This window comes from Spirillospora sp. NPDC048824 (genome assembly GCF_043198455.1).
Lineage (GTDB): Bacteria > Actinomycetota > Actinomycetes > Streptosporangiales > Streptosporangiaceae > Spirillospora.
Genome location: NZ_JBICUS010000009.1, coordinates 123,327 through 138,363 on the forward strand (window position 1 = coordinate 123,327; position 15,037 = coordinate 138,363).

The 15,037-nt window shown below is 71.3% G+C and carries 13 protein-coding genes and 1 tRNA gene; 10 read left to right on the forward strand and 4 right to left on the reverse strand.

Annotated elements, in window-relative coordinates; genetic code table 11:
- From ACGFIS_RS19775 to ACGFIS_RS19805, 7 genes are all read left to right on the forward strand, one after another.
- Positions 1–780 (forward strand): aminotransferase class IV, encoded by a 780-nt coding sequence (locus ACGFIS_RS19775; RefSeq protein WP_392908271.1) that lies wholly within the window; start codon positions 1–3, stop codon positions 778–780.
- A gap of 78 nt (positions 781–858) precedes the next feature.
- Positions 859–2,286 carry an extracellular solute-binding protein gene (locus tag ACGFIS_RS19780; RefSeq protein WP_392908006.1) on the forward strand — a complete coding sequence of 476 codons (1,428 nt, stop codon included), beginning with the start codon at positions 859–861 and terminating at the stop codon, positions 2,284–2,286.
- Positions 2,258–3,220: a carbohydrate ABC transporter permease gene (locus tag ACGFIS_RS19785; protein ID WP_392908003.1), complete on the forward strand. Its 963-nt coding sequence runs from the start codon at positions 2,258–2,260 to the stop codon at positions 3,218–3,220. The genes ACGFIS_RS19780 and ACGFIS_RS19785 overlap by 29 nt, the downstream gene beginning before the upstream one ends.
- Positions 3,217–4,044, forward strand: coding sequence for a carbohydrate ABC transporter permease (locus ACGFIS_RS19790; protein ID WP_392908001.1), 828 nt, complete (start codon positions 3,217–3,219; stop codon positions 4,042–4,044). Before ACGFIS_RS19785 ends, ACGFIS_RS19790 begins: the two co-directional genes overlap by 4 nt.
- Entirely contained in the window at positions 4,044–5,159 is a 1,116-nt protein-coding gene (locus tag ACGFIS_RS19795) for an ABC transporter ATP-binding protein (protein WP_392907998.1), read from the forward strand. The genes ACGFIS_RS19790 and ACGFIS_RS19795 overlap by 1 nt, the downstream gene beginning before the upstream one ends.
- Positions 5,156–6,352, forward strand: coding sequence for a CehA/McbA family metallohydrolase (locus ACGFIS_RS19800; protein ID WP_392907995.1), 1,197 nt, complete (start codon positions 5,156–5,158; stop codon positions 6,350–6,352). Before ACGFIS_RS19795 ends, ACGFIS_RS19800 begins: the two co-directional genes overlap by 4 nt.
- Complete coding sequence (locus ACGFIS_RS19805; RefSeq protein ID WP_392972001.1) at positions 6,343–9,123, forward strand: alpha-mannosidase; 2,781 nt, start codon at positions 6,343–6,345, stop codon at positions 9,121–9,123. Before ACGFIS_RS19800 ends, ACGFIS_RS19805 begins: the two co-directional genes overlap by 10 nt.
- A gap of 5 nt (positions 9,124–9,128) precedes the next feature.
- Here ACGFIS_RS19805 and ppgK read toward each other — a convergent pair whose 3' ends face one another.
- Positions 9,129–9,902, reverse strand: a complete 774-nt coding sequence (ppgK, locus tag ACGFIS_RS19810) for a polyphosphate--glucose phosphotransferase (protein ID WP_392972003.1) — start codon at positions 9,900–9,902, stop codon at positions 9,129–9,131.
- Positions 9,903–9,978: 76 nt separating this feature from the next.
- Positions 9,979–10,188: a DMT family transporter gene (locus ACGFIS_RS19815; protein WP_392907988.1), complete on the reverse strand. Its 210-nt coding sequence runs from the start codon at positions 10,186–10,188 to the stop codon at positions 9,979–9,981.
- A gap of 185 nt (positions 10,189–10,373) precedes the next feature.
- Here ACGFIS_RS19815 and sthA point away from each other — a divergent pair, with 185 nt between their 5' ends.
- Complete coding sequence (gene sthA, locus ACGFIS_RS19820; protein ID WP_392907986.1) at positions 10,374–11,777, forward strand: Si-specific NAD(P)(+) transhydrogenase; 1,404 nt, start codon at positions 10,374–10,376, stop codon at positions 11,775–11,777.
- A gap of 1 nt (position 11,778) precedes the next feature.
- Here the strand turns inward: sthA and ACGFIS_RS19825 are convergent, their stop codons facing one another.
- Positions 11,779–12,192, reverse strand: coding sequence for an SsgA family sporulation/cell division regulator (locus tag ACGFIS_RS19825; RefSeq protein WP_392907983.1), 414 nt, complete (start codon positions 12,190–12,192; stop codon positions 11,779–11,781).
- A gap of 273 nt (positions 12,193–12,465) precedes the next feature.
- On the opposite strand from ACGFIS_RS19825, the gene ACGFIS_RS19830 reads away from it, so the two are divergent.
- Together ACGFIS_RS19830 and ACGFIS_RS19835 are read left to right on the forward strand one after the other, a co-directional pair.
- Positions 12,466–12,891: a TIGR02611 family protein gene (locus ACGFIS_RS19830; protein ID WP_392972005.1), complete on the forward strand. Its 426-nt coding sequence runs from the start codon at positions 12,466–12,468 to the stop codon at positions 12,889–12,891.
- Between the two features lie 61 nt (positions 12,892–12,952).
- A tRNA-Val gene (locus ACGFIS_RS19835) sits at positions 12,953–13,024 on the forward strand.
- 185 nt (positions 13,025–13,209) lie between these two features.
- On the opposite strand, the gene ACGFIS_RS19840 is transcribed toward ACGFIS_RS19835, so the two are convergent.
- Positions 13,210–14,067 (reverse strand): hypothetical protein, encoded by an 858-nt coding sequence (locus ACGFIS_RS19840; protein WP_392972007.1) that lies wholly within the window; start codon positions 14,065–14,067, stop codon positions 13,210–13,212.
- Positions 14,068–15,037 lie beyond the last annotated feature (970 nt).

Here is a 15,037-nt window from a genome sequence, read left to right on the forward strand (position 1 = left end):
ATGGTGTCGGTCTTCGACCACGGCATGCTCGTCGGTGACGGGATCTTCGAGACGGTGAAGGCGGCGAACGGGGAGCCGTTCGCGCTGACCCGCCATCTGCGGCGGCTGGCCCGCTCGGCGGCGGGTCTCGGCCTGCCCGAACCCGATCACGACGTCCTCGCCCAGGGGACGCTGGAGGTGCTGGCCGCGGCGCCGAAGTGGCCGCTGGCGCGCATCCGCATCACCTACACCAGCGGCCCTGGCCCGCTCGGCTCGGCCCGCGGCGACGCCGGGCCGACCGTGTCGATCATCGTGGGGCCGCAGGACCCGTTCCCGGCGACGGCGGACGTGACGGTCGTGCCGTGGCCGCGCAACGAGCGGGGCGCGCTGTCCGGCCTCAAGACCACGTCGTACGCGGAGAACGCCCTCGCCCTCGCCTACGCCAAGGAGCGCGGCGGCGGCGAGGCCGTCTTCGGCAACACCGCCGGGAACCTGTGCGAGGGGACGGGGAGCAACATCTTCGTCGTCCTGGGCGGCCGGCTCGTCACGCCGCCGCTGTCGTCCGGCTGCCTGGCCGGGGTGACGCGCGCGCTGACGCTGGAGTGGTGCGGCGGCGAGGAGGAGGACCTCGCGCTGGACGACCTGTACCGGGCGGACGAGGCGTTCCTGACGTCCACGACGCGGGACGTCCAGCCGATCCGCGCCGTGGACGGGACGGTCCTCCCGGCCGCGCCGGGCCCGATCACGGCGAAGGCGATGGAGGCGTTCGCGGCCCGTTCCGCCGAGCTGATGGACCCCTGACAGAAAATGATCTCCGGGGTCTTTACGTGATCGAATTCTTCGTTCACGTTGAGGGTGACGCTTGTAGGAGGTCACCCCATGGGCTCATCCAGTAGGGACTTCTCCAGGAGGCGGATCGGCGCGGCCGTCGCGCTCGTGTCGGCGGGCGCGATGCTCGCCGGGTGCGGCGGCGGCGGGTCCCCGGCGGATCCCGACCGGAACAAGGACGCCGAGAGCTTCTCCCTGACGATCACCCGGAACGCGATCGAGGGCGGCAAGAACACCGAAGAGGCGGAGTGGATCACCAAGACGGTGATCCCGGGGTTCGTCGCCGCGCAGAAGGCGAAGGGCGTCACCGCGAAGGTGACGTTCCGCGGCCAGGGCGTGGACGACGAGGCGTACAAGACGAAGCTGGCGCTCGACCTGAAGTCGAAGTCGGGCGCCGACATCATGGACGTCGACGGCATCTGGGTCGGCGAGTTCGCGCAGGCCGGCTACATCAGGCCGCTGCCGGAGGTCGTGGGCTCCCCGGCCACCGCCTGGGACGGCTGGACGCAGATTCCTGGAGCGGTCCAGAAGCTGGCGACGTTCGAGGACCGGCGGTACGGGATCCCGCCCGCGACCGACGGCCGGCTCCTGTTCTACAACAAGAGGCTGTTCGAGCGGGCCGGTCTCCCCGCCGACTGGCAGCCCGAGAGCTGGCCGAACATCATCGCGGCGGCGCAGGCGCTCAAGAGGCTCCCGGGCGTGACGCCGATCCAGCTGAACGCGGGCACCGCGATGGGCGAGGCGACCACCATGCAGGGCGTGCTGCCGATGCTGGCCGGCGCGGGCGCCGAGATCTACGCGGACGGCAAGTGGACGGGCGGCGGCCCGGCCCTCACGAAGGTCCTCGACCTGTACGCGCAGATCTACGGCGGCGACGGCCTCGGCGACCCGAAGCTCCAGCAGGAGGCCAAGGGGCGCGACAAGTCGTTCGAGGAGTTCGCCGCCGGGAAGATCGGGATCCTGGCGGAGGGCGACTACTTCTGGCGCGACGTCATCAATCCCGAGACCGGCGTCGCGAAGATGAAGACCCGCGACCAGGACGTCGGCTACGCGCTGATTCCCGCGATCGCCCCGGGCAGGGGCGTGCGCGGGCAGTCGTTCGTGAGCATGTCGGGCGGCTCGGTGACCGTGCTGAACCCGAACACCGACTATCCGCAGCAGGCGTTCGAGCTGCTGGCCTTCATGAACTCCCCTGAGATGATCAAGGCGCGGACGGCCGGGACGCCCGAGATCACGTCCCGCGCGGACGTGAACAAGGAGATCCTCGCCGGCGACCCGTTCCTGACGTTCGTGTCGGAGAAGGTGCTGCCCGTCACGTCCTACCGTCCGGGCCTCGCGGTGTATCCGCAGGTGTCGACGGCGCTGCAGGAGGCCACGGCCGCCGTGGTGTCGGGCAGGAGACCGGCGGAGGCCGCCGCCGAGTACACGGGGAAGCTCGAAGGGGTCGTCGGTGGCGCCGCCAACGTCGCCCCGCGCTGACGTCCCGCCACGCCGCGCCGGCCCGTCCACGCCGTCCGCCCCGGACGACGCGGCAGGGCTGGGACGGGGGCGTGCCGCCGCGTTCGTCGCGCCGGCGCTGGTGCTCGTCGCGGTGTTCCTCGTGTTCCCCGCGCTCTGGACGCTGTACCTGGGCGCGACCGACTACCGGCTCACGGGCATCGCGGCGAGCGATCCGCGGTTCGTCGGCGTGGACAACTACGCCGGCGTGCTCACCGACGAGGACTTCCACCGGTCGCTGTGGCTGACGCTGCAGTTCGTCGTCGGGTCGGCGGTGATCGGGCAGACCGTCCTGGGGTTCACGATCGCGTGGGTGCTGCGCGACCGGTCGGGGCCGGTGCGGCGCCTGGTCGAGGGGCTGGTCCTGCTCGCGTGGATCCTGCCGTCCTCGGTCATCGCGTTCCTGTGGATCGCCCTGCTCGACCGTGACGGCGGCACGCTCAACGCGCTCCTCGGCACGCCCGGCACGGCATGGCTGCTCGACCATCCCATGGCGTGCATCATCGTGTTCAACGTCTGGCGCGGGACGGCGTTCTCGATGATGCTCTACGGCGCCGCGCTCGGAAACGTTCCACCGTCCCATCTGGAGACCGCGCGCCTCGCCGGCGCCTCGACGTTGCAGACGCTGCGGGACGCGGTGTTCCCGCGCATCCGCGGGCATGTCCTGACGAGCCTCCTGCTGATCAGCCTGTGGACGTTCAACGACTTCACCCCGTTCCTGATCACGGCGGGCGGCCCGGACGGACGCTCGGAGATCATGTCGGTGTACGTGTACCGGGCGGCGCTCGGCGACGGCCGGCTCGGGTTCGGCGCCGCGATCTCCCTGATCATGATCCTGATCAACCTGGCGATCGCGCTGCTCTACCTGCGCGCGCTGCGCGCCCGCAACCGCCCGCCCGAGGAGGCGGCCGCGTGAACGAGACCGTGCGGGAGGTGCTGCGCAGGATCGGGCTGGCCACGTTCGTCTCGGCCGTCCTCGGCTTCTTCGCGCTGCCGCTGCTCTGGCTGGCCTTCGCGCCGTTCGACGCGAACCCGGGCATCTCGGCGTCGCTGCCCGAGTTCACCCTGGACAACTTCAGGGTCCTGATGGACAACCCGTACGCGCTCGCGTCGCTCCGCAACTCGGTGCTGCTCGCCGCCGGGACGGCCGCGTTCGTGGTGACGGCCGCGGCGCTCGCGGCGTACGCGCTGAGCCGCGTCCGCGTGCCCGGACGGGACGCGCTCCTCTACGTCCTGCTCCTGCTGTCGTCCATCATCACCGGGACGGCCGCGATGGTGCCGATCTTCCTGCTGGCCTTCAACCTGAACCTGATCGACTCGCGGCTCGGCGTGATCCTGGTGCTGACCGGCGGGCTGCTCCCGGCGGCGATCTTCCTGCTGAAGGACTTCACCGACGCCACGCCCACGTCCTACGAGGAGGCGGCGCGGGTGTTCGGGGCGTCGCCGCTGCAGATCCTGCGGCACGTCGTCGTCCCCGTCATCCGGCCGGGCCTCGCCACCGTCACGGTGTGGACGGTCGCGCAGGTGTGGGGCGACTTCCTGATGCCGTTCCTCCTGCTGCGCGACCCGGACAAGGCCCCCGCCTCGGTGATCATGTACACGTTCTACACCGAGGGCGGCCAGCCGGACCTGGCCCTGATCTCCACGTTCTCGCTGCTGTACGCCCTGCCGGTCGTGCTCATGTACCTGTTCGTGAGCCGCCGGTACGGCTTCCGCTTCCACGGAGGGATCAAGCGCTGATGGCGGCCATCACGATCCGGGAGCTGACGAAGGTCTATCCGGGCGGTGTGCGCGCCCTGGACGCCCTCGACCTCGACGTGGCGGACGGCGAGTTCTTCGCGCTGCTCGGCCCGTCCGGCTGCGGGAAGACGACGCTGCTGCGCACCGTCGCGGGCCTGGAGACGGCGACCGGCGGCACGATCGGTCTCGGACGCAGGGACGTGACGCGCCTTGCGCCGGGGCGGCGCGACGTCGGCATGGTCTTCCAGGACTACGCGCTCTTCCCGCACATGACCGTCCTGGACAACATCGCCTACCCGCTGCGCATCAAGAGGCGGCCCCGCGCCTTCAGGAACCGGGACGCATCCGAGGCCGCCCGGCAGTTGGGGCTCGAAGGGCTGGAGCGGCGCCGCCCGGGGGAGCTGTCGGGCGGGCAGCAGCAGCGTGTCGCCCTGGCCCGCGCCCTGCTTGCCGGGCCGGAGATCCTTCTGCTGGACGAGCCGCTGTCCAATCTCGACGCGCGGCTCAGGCTGGAGGCCCGGACGTTCCTCAAACGGTTCCAGTTCCGTCTAGGCGTCACCACGGTGTTCGTCACTCACGACCAAGCGGAGGCGCTCGCCCTGGCCGACCGGATCGCGGTCATGGAGGACGGGCGCATCCGCCAGATCGGCACGCCGGTCGAGGTGTTCCGGCGTCCGGCGAACCTGTTCGTGGCGTCGTTCATCGGCTCGACGCCGATGAACCTCCTGCCCGGGACCGTCCAGGGCGGGTGCGTCGCGGTCGCGGGGGCCGAACTGCCCGTCCCGGAGGAGGCGCGGGGCCGGGTCGCCGATGGCGAGCCCGTCGTGTGCGGCGTGCGCCCCGAGTACATGAACTATGGGCAGGAACCGGTGGACGGGGCGTTCCGCGGGACCGTGTCGGTCGTGGAGCACCTGGGCGGGTCGTCGCTGGTGACGCTGGACGTGGAAGGGGAGCCGGTGTCCGTCGTGGTGGGGGAGGACTTCGACGTCCCGCACGGCGCCGAGGGATGGGCGCTGCCCCGTCCTGAACGGGTACTCCTCTACCGTGACGGCGAGCTGGTGACGGGATCGGAGCGGACGAGCGCGCCGCTGACCAAGGACGGGGAACCCGCATGACGGTGCATCGGGGCCGGTGGAGCCTGGAGGACCGCCTGGAACAGGGGCTCCGCGAACTGCCCTTCGACGTCCCGCCCGGAACGGCGTCGGTCACGGTGGAACTGGCCTACGACGGAGGTGTCATCGACCTGGGCTGCCACGGCCCGGACGGGTTCCGCGGCTGGTCCGGAGGGGCGCGCAGCCGGTACACGGTGAGCGCCGAGTGGGCGACGCCCGGGTACCTGCCGGGGGAACTCGAACCGGGCACCTGGCACGTCTGGCTCGGCCTGCACCGGATACCACCGGACGGCGTCCCGTACGAGGTGACGGTCACCACGTCGGGAACGCCCGCGGCCCCTCCCGCCGGCCCGCTCCCACCCCGCCCGGAACGCCCGCCGCGCCGGGACCTCCCCGCCCCGGACGGGATGCGGTGGCTCGCCGGCGACCTGCACTCCCACACCGTCCACAGCGACGGGACGCTCACCGTTCACGAACTGGCGTGCCTCGCCGCGTCGTCCGGGCTGGACTTCCTCGCCGTGACCGATCACAACACCGTCAGCCACCACCCCGAACTCCCCGCCGCCGCCGCGCACGCCGGGGTCGTCCTGCTGCCCGGCCAGGAGGTCACCACCGACCTCGGGCACGCCAACGTGTTCGGCGACACCGGCTGGGTCGACTTCCGGCGTCCGAGCGCCGACTGGGCCGCGTTCGCCGGCGCCCGCGGCGGGCTGATGTCGATCAACCATCCGCTGAGCGGCGACTGCGCCTGGCGCCACCCCCTGCCGGAAGTGCACCGGCCCCGGTTCGCCGAGATCTGGCATCCGTCCTGGTGGGACCGGCGCTGGGGTGCCCCGCTGGCCTGGGCGGACCTGTGGCGGCCCGGCGGCGTCGTCCCGCTCGGCGGCAGCGACTTCCACGACCCGGCGCAGCACCGGGGCCTCGGCGAGCCCGTCACCTGGGTCCTCGCGGAGGGGGACGACGTGCTCGGCGCGCTCGCGGCAGGCCGGACATCGGTCTCCGCCGCCCCCGGCGCGCCCGTCCTGCTCCGCGCCGGGGACGAGCTGATCGCGATCGGCGCGGACGGAGCCGTTCTCGTCCGCCCCGGCGGGAGACGCACCGCCGTCCGGGGGGACCATGTCCGGATGGCGGCGGACGGTACGGGAATGCACCGCCTGGAGACCCACGAGAACGAGGTGATCGCACTGTGCGGGTGAACACGGGCCGGGGGAACACGGGCCGGGTGAACACGGGCCGGGGGAACACGGGCCGGGCGGAGGAGCCCGGCCGGATCGTCGTCGTCCCCCACACCCACTGGGACCGTGAGTGGTACCTGCCGTTCCAGCGTTTCCGGCTCCGGCTGGTGTCGCTGCTCGACGGCGTCATCGGCGGCATGGAGGCCGACCCGCGCTGGCACTTCACGCTGGACGGGCAGATGGCCGCCGTCGACGACTATCTGGAGATCCGGCCCGAACGGCGCGAACGGGTCGCCGCGCTCGTCCGGGAGGGCCGCCTCGCCGTCGGGCCCTGGCAGATCCTCCACGACGAGTTCCTGTGCTCGGGGGAGAACATCGTCCGGAACCTGGAGCTCGGGATGCGGCGCGCCGAGGAGCTGGGCGCCACGATGATGGTCGGCTACCTGCCCGACCAGTTCGGGCATTGCGCGCAGACGCCGCAGATCCTGAAGCTCGCGGGGATCGAGCACGCGTGCGTATGGCGCGGCGTCCCCGGCGAGGTCCGCGCCAGTGCGTTCGCGTGGGAGGCGCCGGACGGGACGGCGATCCGCACGCAGTACCTTCCCGAGGGCGGCTACGGCAACGCGGCGTCGATGTTCGAGGAGTTCGCGGACGGCGCGTCGCTGCTGCCGGGCCGCGCCGCCGGGTTCGCCGAGTCGATGGGCCGCTGGTATCCGCGCGGCGGCCCGCTGCTGGCCATGTACGGCGCCGACCACACCGCGCCCGCCCCCGACCTCGCCGACCGGGTCGCCGAAGCCGGGCTCGGCATGCGCCTGGACACCCTCGCCGGCTACTTCGCGGAACAGGACCCGTCCGTGGACGGCCTGCCGCGCGTCCGCGGCGAGCTGCGGTCGCACGCCCGCGCCAACATCCTGCCCGGCGTGCTCTCCGCCCGCGTCCGGCTCAAGCAGATGATGGGACGCGCCGAGCGGCTCGTCGAACGGTACGCCGAGCCGCTGACCGCCCTGTGGTACGCGGGCGACGCGCAGATGTTCCTCGACCTTGCGTGGCGGCGGCTGATCGAGGTGAGCTGCCACGACTCGGTCACCGGCTGCGGCAGCGACGAGACCGCCGAGCAGGTCGCGGCGCGCATGGCGGAGGCCGAGCAGCTCGGCCGCGCCGTCTGCGACCTCGTCACCGCCGAACGCGCCGCCTCCGTGCCGCTCGGCTCCCACCTGGTGTTCAACCCGACCCCGGCGCCCCGCACCGGCCTGGTCACGCTGGACGTCCCGTCCGACGGCGAACCCGGCCTGGTGACGGGCGACGGGCGGCCGGTGCCCGCCCAGACCCTGGAGATCGCGCCGACCGTCCTGGACGACGCCGTCCACCCGGCCTCCCGGCTCCCGATCGTGCTGGAGCGGGTGTACGGCCGGGTCCTGTTCGGGCAGGAGATCCGCGACTGGTCGGTGTCGCGGGAGGACCGCACGCTCACCTTCCACGTGACGTCCCGCGCCGGCGTCCCGTTCGACATCGGCGACGTGCGGGAGGCCCTGCGCGATGCGGACGGGGACTGGCGCGTCCGCATCCTGGCCGACCCGCGCCGCACCGTCGCCGCGCTCGTGGACGTGCCCGCACTGGGCCTGACCACCGTCCAGCCCGTGCAGGCGCCCGGCGGTGCACCGGACTCCGCCCCGGTCAGGGCCGAGGGGAACGTCCTCGACAACGGCCTGCTGCGCGCGCAGGTGCACGACGACGGCACGCTCGGGCTGCGCACACCGTCCGGCCACGTCGTCGAGGGCGTCGGCCGGATCGTCGACGGCGGCGACCTCGGCGACTCCTACAACCACGCCCCGCCCGCCGCCGACCGGCTCGTCGGGGACCCCCTGTCCGTGGACGTCGAACCCGTCTGGAGGGGGCCGCTCCTCGCCGCCTACGACATCGTCCGGACGTACCGGTGGCCCGCCTCGGGAGACGTGCCCGGCGACGCCCGCTCGGCCGCCGAGGAGGACGTGACCGTCACCACCCGCGCCGAACTGCGCGCGGGCGAGCCGTTCCTGCGGTTGCGCGTCACGTTCGACAACCGCTGCGAGGACCACCGCGTCCGGCTGCACATGCCGCTGCCGCGCCGGGCCGGCGCGTCGTTCGCCGAAGGGCAGTTCGCGGTCACCGAGCGGGGCCTGACGGCCGAGGGCGGATTCGGGGAGCGCCCCGTCCCCACGTTCCCCGCGTCCGGGTTCGTCGCCGCCGGCGGGCTCGCCGTCCTGCTCGACCACGTCACCGAGTACGAGATCGTCGACGGCGGGCGGGAGATGGCGCTCACCCTGCTGCGCTCCATCGGCTACCTGTCGCGGGACCGCAACGCCTACCGCGACCAGCCCGCCGGGCCGCAGATCCCGACCCCGCAGGCCCAGTGCCGCGGCGAGCGGACCGCCGAACTGGCGGTCATGCCCTGTGACGGCGGGCGTCCCGGCACCGACGTCCTGCAGGCCGCCGAGGCGTACCGGCACGACTTCCTCACCGGCGCCGGATACGGTCACGCCACCGTGCCCGCCCCGCCGTCCCGGGAGGGCGTCGCGATCACGGGCGACGGCGTGGCCATGACCTCGCTGCGCACCCGCGACGGCTGGATCGAGACCCGGATGGCCGCCCAGTGCGCCGAACCGGCCACGGCCGTCCTGCACGGCCCGTTCACCGAGGCCACCCGCGTCGACCTGCGCGGACGTCCAGGCATACCCCTGGACGTCCACGACGGGACGGCCACGCTGGCGCTACGACCCGGGGAGATCGCGACCGTCCGGCTCAGAAGGTCCTGAACCCGTCAGCGCGCGGCCTCGGCGGTCTCCACCGGATGCGCGCCGGCCGCCGCCATCGCCGCGCCCACGATGCCCGCGTTGTTCACCAGCCGCGCCGGGACGATCTCCGCCCGCACCCCCTTGATCAGCGGGACGAAGTGCTCGGACCGCTTGCTCACCCCGCCGCCCACGATGATCAGCGACGGGGAGATCAGCGCCTCCAGGTGCGCCATGTACTCGCTGAGCCGCCTGGCCCACTTCTCCCAGCTGAGCCCCTCCTCGTCGCGCGCCTTCGCCGACGCCCGCACCTCGGCGTCCTTGCCGCCGATCTGGATGTGCCCGAACTCGGTGTTCGGGACGAGGACCCCGTCGGTGAACAGGGCGCTGCCGATGCCCGTCCCCAGCGTGAGCAGGACGACGGTGCCGCGGCGGCCGCGTCCCGCGCCGAGCCGCATCTCCGCGACCCCCGCGGCGTCGGCGTCGTTGAGCAGCGTGATCTCCCGTCCGGTCACGTCCGCGAGCAGGGACGCCGCGTCCGTCCCGAGCCAGCGCTTGGACACGTTCGCCGCCGACATGGCCACGCCGTCGATGACCACACCGGGGTAGGTGACGCCGACCGGGCCGTCCCAGCCGAAGTGCTCCACGACCTCGGCGACGACCTTCGCGACCGCCTTCGGCTTCGACGGCCGCGGCGTGCCGACCCGGAACCGGTCGCGGGTGAACGAACCGTCCGAAAGGTCGACCGGCGCCCCCTTGATCCCCGAGCCGCCGATGTCGATCCCCAGCATCTCCTTGGTCATGACCCCACTCTGCCCCAACCCGGCGGCCCTCAGACGCCACCCTCGGCCGTCCCTCCTCGTGCCGGCTCTCCTCGCGTCAGCTCTCCACGGCCTGCAGGCCGATCACGCCGATGACGATGAGCGCCAGGCAGAGCAGCCGGGCCGGCGACGTGCCCTCGTTGAAGAACAGCGCCACCGACAGGCCGATGAAGGTGGGCCAGAATCTCGTGAACCCGTCCGGCTGCTTGAGCGCGACCGCCCACACCAGCTCCATCATCGAGGCGATCAGCAGGAACACCCAGGCCATCACGCCGTGTACCCCCCGTCCATCGCGATCGACGCACCGGTCACGAAGGCGCCGCCGGGGCCCGCCAGATGTGCGGGCCCGGACACGCTCACCGAAGGCCTGCTCATCCGTCCGCCCGGATGAATAGTGATTCATCCAGCTGAATCCCTTATCCCGACCACGGCCGTGCCGTCAGACTGGGGGACGTGACTGACTACGATCTTCTCGTCCTCGGCTCCGGCCCCGGTGGGCAGCGCGCGGCCATCGCCGCCGCCAAGCTGGGCCGCAAGGTCGCCATCGTGGACCGCCGCGACATGATCGGCGGCGTCTGCATCAACACCGGGACGATCCCGTCCAAGACGCTCCGCGAGGCCGTCCTCTACCTCACCGGCCTCAACCAGCGCGAGCTGTACGGCCAGAGCTACCGGGTCAAGGACGACATCACGGTCACCGACCTCGGCATGCGGACTCGGCACGTCATCGGCCGCGAAACCGACGTCGTCCGCAGCCAGCTCGCCCGCAACCGCGTCACCGTGCTGCCCGGCAGAGGCCGGTTCCTGGAGCCCAACACCATCGGGATCTCCAGCGTCGGCGACCGCGAGCAGAAGGTCACCGCCGACCGCATCGTGATCGCGACCGGCACCCGCCCCGCGCGCCCCGACACCGTCGACTTCGACGACCGGACGATCATCGACTCCGACGGCATCATCAACATGGACCGCATTCCCGAGACCATGGTCGTCGTCGGCGCCGGCGTCATCGGCATCGAGTACGCCTCGATGTTCGCCGCCCTCGGCACCAAGGTCACCGTCGTCGAACGCCGCGAGCGGATGCTGGACTTCTGCGACCTGGAGATCATCGAGGCGCTCAAATACCACCTGCGCGACCTGGCCGTCACGTTCCGGTTCCGCGAGACCGTCGCGTCCGTCGAGCGGATGCAGAACGGCGCGATCACCGTCCTGGAGAGCGGCAAGCGCATCCCCGCCGACACCGTCATGTACTCCGCCGGCCGGTACGGCATGACCGACGACCTCTGCCTGGACGCCGCCGGCCTGTCCGCCGACAACCGCGGCCGCATCAAGGTGGATGACGCCTACCGCACCGAGGTCCCGCACATCTACGCCGTCGGCGACGTGATCGGCTTCCCGTCCCTCGCCGCCACGTCCATGGAACAGGGCCGGCTGGCCGCCCACGACGCCTGCGGCGAGCCCGTCTCCGAGATCCACGAGACCCAGCCCATCGGCATCTACACGATCCCCGAGATCAGCTTCGTCGGCCGCACCGAGGACGCCCTCACCGAGGCCAAGGTCCCCTTCGAAGTGGGAGTGTCCCGGTACCGCGAACTGGCCCGCGGCCAGATCATCGGCGACTCCTACGGGATGCTGAAACTCCTAGTCTCCCCCGACGACCGCCGCCTTCTCGGCGTCCACGTCTTCGGCACCGGCGCCACCGAACTCGTCCACATCGGCCAGACCGTCATGGGCTGCGGCGGCACCGTCGACTACCTGGTCAACGCGGTCTTCAACTACCCCACGCTGGCCGAGTCCTACAAGGTCGCCGCCCTGGACGCGATGAACAAGATGCGCCACATCGCCCGCCTCTCCGAATGACCTACGACGGCCAGAGAAGATTCTCGAGCTCCGCGTCGATGTCGATGAACTCGCTCTCCTCACCCGCGGGCACCGCCTGGTAGGTGCGGTGCAGGAAGTCGGCCAGCGGCGACAGCGGCACCTCGAACAGCGCGTCACCGAACGGGGACGACAGCGAGATGTGGAGAGTGCCGTCGTCGGCGCCCGGCCAGACCTCCACGTCCCCGTCCCCGACCTTGCGCACGATGCCGACCGTCAGGAGCTCACGAGCGAAGATCCACTCCACCGGCTCGTCGTCGCCCACATAGAACGCCATCCGGATCGCGTACGGGTCGTCGGCCGCGTACTCCAGCCCGGCGAGCAGGGGCACGGTCGTGCGGTCGGGGACGACGAGACGAAGGCCCAGCTCTGCTGAGACGGTGGTGCTGCTGTTCATGGCCATTCCCTCTAACGTCGGTCCCGCTGGCTCGCGGGCGGCCGGTGAGTGGTTCCCTCTACCCGGACATCCCCGCGATCTATGACGCCTAACTGCCTGATCTCGGCCGAACATTCCGGCGTCCCCGGCGTTTGTGATCCATCTCACCGTAGCAAAACGAGCGTCTGACCTGCGCAAAAGCGGATCTATCGGGCCCCAGTGCCCCCCATGTGGGGGGATCGGCGCGGTAATCTACCGTCTCGGGCGGCCGATCTACTGGCTTGGGGTAAAACCGTGACGATCAAACAGGAAACAGAAGCCCGTCCGGAGGGGCCGGGCCGTCGCCACCGCTTCCGCGAGCGCGTCCGGCGCAACCCGCTCCTGAACACCGCCTGGCGGGCGGGCGTCTTCGCCATCGGCTCGACCGTCCTCATCGGCGGCCTGATCATGATGGTCACCCCCGGCCCCGGCCTGGTCGGCATCGTCGTCGGCCTCGCCATCCTCGCCACCGAGTTCGCCTGGGCCCAGCGGGCCCTCCACCGCGCCAAGACCGCCGCCGACCGCGCCAAGGAAAAGGCCTTCGACCCCCGCAAGCGCCGCCGCAACGTCATCCTCGGCGCCGCGACCACCATCCTCGTGGCCGCAGGCCTGGGCGCCTACCTCGCCCTCTACGGCCTCGAGCTCCCCTGGAACATCGAGGACCCCACCTTCTGGACCTGAGGCCTGCGCGAGGCGGCCCCAACATGCGCTAGAGTTTCCGACGTCGGACCCAGGTCCGCAAGGGCGATTAGCTCAGTGGGAGAGCGCTTCGTTCACACCGAAGAGGCCACTGGTTCGAACCCAGTATCGCCCACCCTTACACCACAGGCCCTCCCGCACATCGGCGGCAGGGCCTGAGTGATCAACTGGGAGGTTTCTGGGAGATCATCTCCCTCCCACCCGAACGAGGTCACCAGAAAGCCTCCCGTTCGTCATTACAGTCCGTAGTCGCGGACGGGGATGGACGGCGACGCCCACCCCCGTGTCGATGCTTCCCTTCTATGCGCTGGCGAGGTGCCCGCGGGCAGTGCCCTTCGTCCGGGCGGCTTCCAGTAGCCGGTTCAGTAACGGCACCGGCGAGGCCGCTCCGAAGTGGAGCCGCTGCGCCAGCGATTCCTCCCACCGCCGCTGGAGCTTGGTCTTGAGTTCGTCCCGCATGGTGTCGGAGACGTGGGAGTACACGCCCCGGCGACCCCCGCACTCGGGTGTCCGTCCCGGACAGGCGCAGCGGCCTCGTGTCCGCGTGCTCTGGTCGGACACCAGGGCCGCCAGGAAAGGCGGCAGGTCAACGGGCCGGTGAGAGTCGTCCTTGGGCGACACCATCTCCAGCCGCCCGGCCAGCTCGCGCAACTGCCAGTCGATCTGGATGCGGTCCAGTCGGCACGCAGGCCGCTCCAGCCCATGGACCTCGCCCCATCGCATGCCGGTGTAGGCGGTGAGGACGATCATGACGACGTCGTCATCGCGCCCCGACAGCAACGCGCACCGCTCGGCGAGCAGCAGTGTCTGCAGGGACGTGGCCCACACCTTCTCCGGCCCGCGCAGAGCGATGGTCCGCCGGGTGCGCTTCTCCCAGGCGACGATCTCCTCGGGGCTGGTGAAGGTGCTGACGGGCCGGTTACCGAAGGCGGGGACGATGTGGTGGTCGATCAGGTACCGGTACTTGGCTTCAGTGGTGGCCTCCAGGTCCTGCCCGGCCCACCACAACTCGACCCAGTCGGCCAGTAACGCCGCTCCATCACGGGGATCGTTCCACCTATGTCGCCGGATACCGGCTTCCTGTTCTTCTCCCCAGTGCAGGGCGGCCTGCTTGGTGTCGAAGCCCGACTGCGACGCGGTGCTCCCGTCCGGCCGCACCTACCGGACCCGCCACTTGTTGCGTTTCGCAAGGGCATACCTCGCCTCGTCAACGTGCCGCCGGACGCACCGCCATGCAGGCTCGCCCGTTCAGCTCTCTTCGTGGGCCGGACAGCGCCCTTTCACGAGAGTTTGACGACCTTGCCCAGCGATGCCTCCGATACATGTGCCGCCTGCCGCCTCAAGGACCGGCTATGTGGCGGACGGCCTCGGCGGATCGGACGGCGGCATGGTGGACCTTGGAGCGCCGACGTCCGAGAGGCCGCATGCTTTCGACATCTGGCACCGATGTGGCCGGAAAGGCGGGACTACCCTGCGCCACGTCCGCTGCGTGGACGGTCCGCGCCGGTGCGGACGGAGCGTGCGGCCATGTGGACGACCGTCCGCCGCGGCGGCGGACGGCGCCGTCCAACAGGGGGTGCCCCGTGGGCCTGCACGGCGACGGGGAACAACTGCTCTCACGGGCACGAGACGGGGGCGGTGCCGCCCGGTCGAGGAGGTTACCTGCGGACCCGAGTCGCCTGCCGGTCGGACTGGAACCGCTCGTGGGCCGGAAGCCGGGCTGGGGCGTGACACTGCCCGCCAAGGCATCCCGCGCCACCGCTGCTGCATCGGGCACTACGCCCCCGGATTCTGGATCGCGCCCGATCCGGCTTCTGACCGCGACCGCATTGTTGCTGCGACGAAATCCTTAGGATTCCCATTTCTTGCCCTGCGCTCAGAACCAGTGCGGTACCGGCGGTCGGCTCGCCACGCTGTCGGGCAGAGACTCCGAGTCAGGAAACAGCTAACCCGTGAATCCAGCCTCGCTCTTTCGGTCGCAGCGGCGGGTGATCTGCGCTGGCCAGGTGTGCTCAAAGACAGCGAACTCTAGCCCGGCGCCGCCCGAATGCCCTTGACTGAATGGCTGGTCGACTCAGGGTTCCGCGCCGGTCCGGTGTCGGTCCAAGGCTCCGGTGCAGGCGGACGT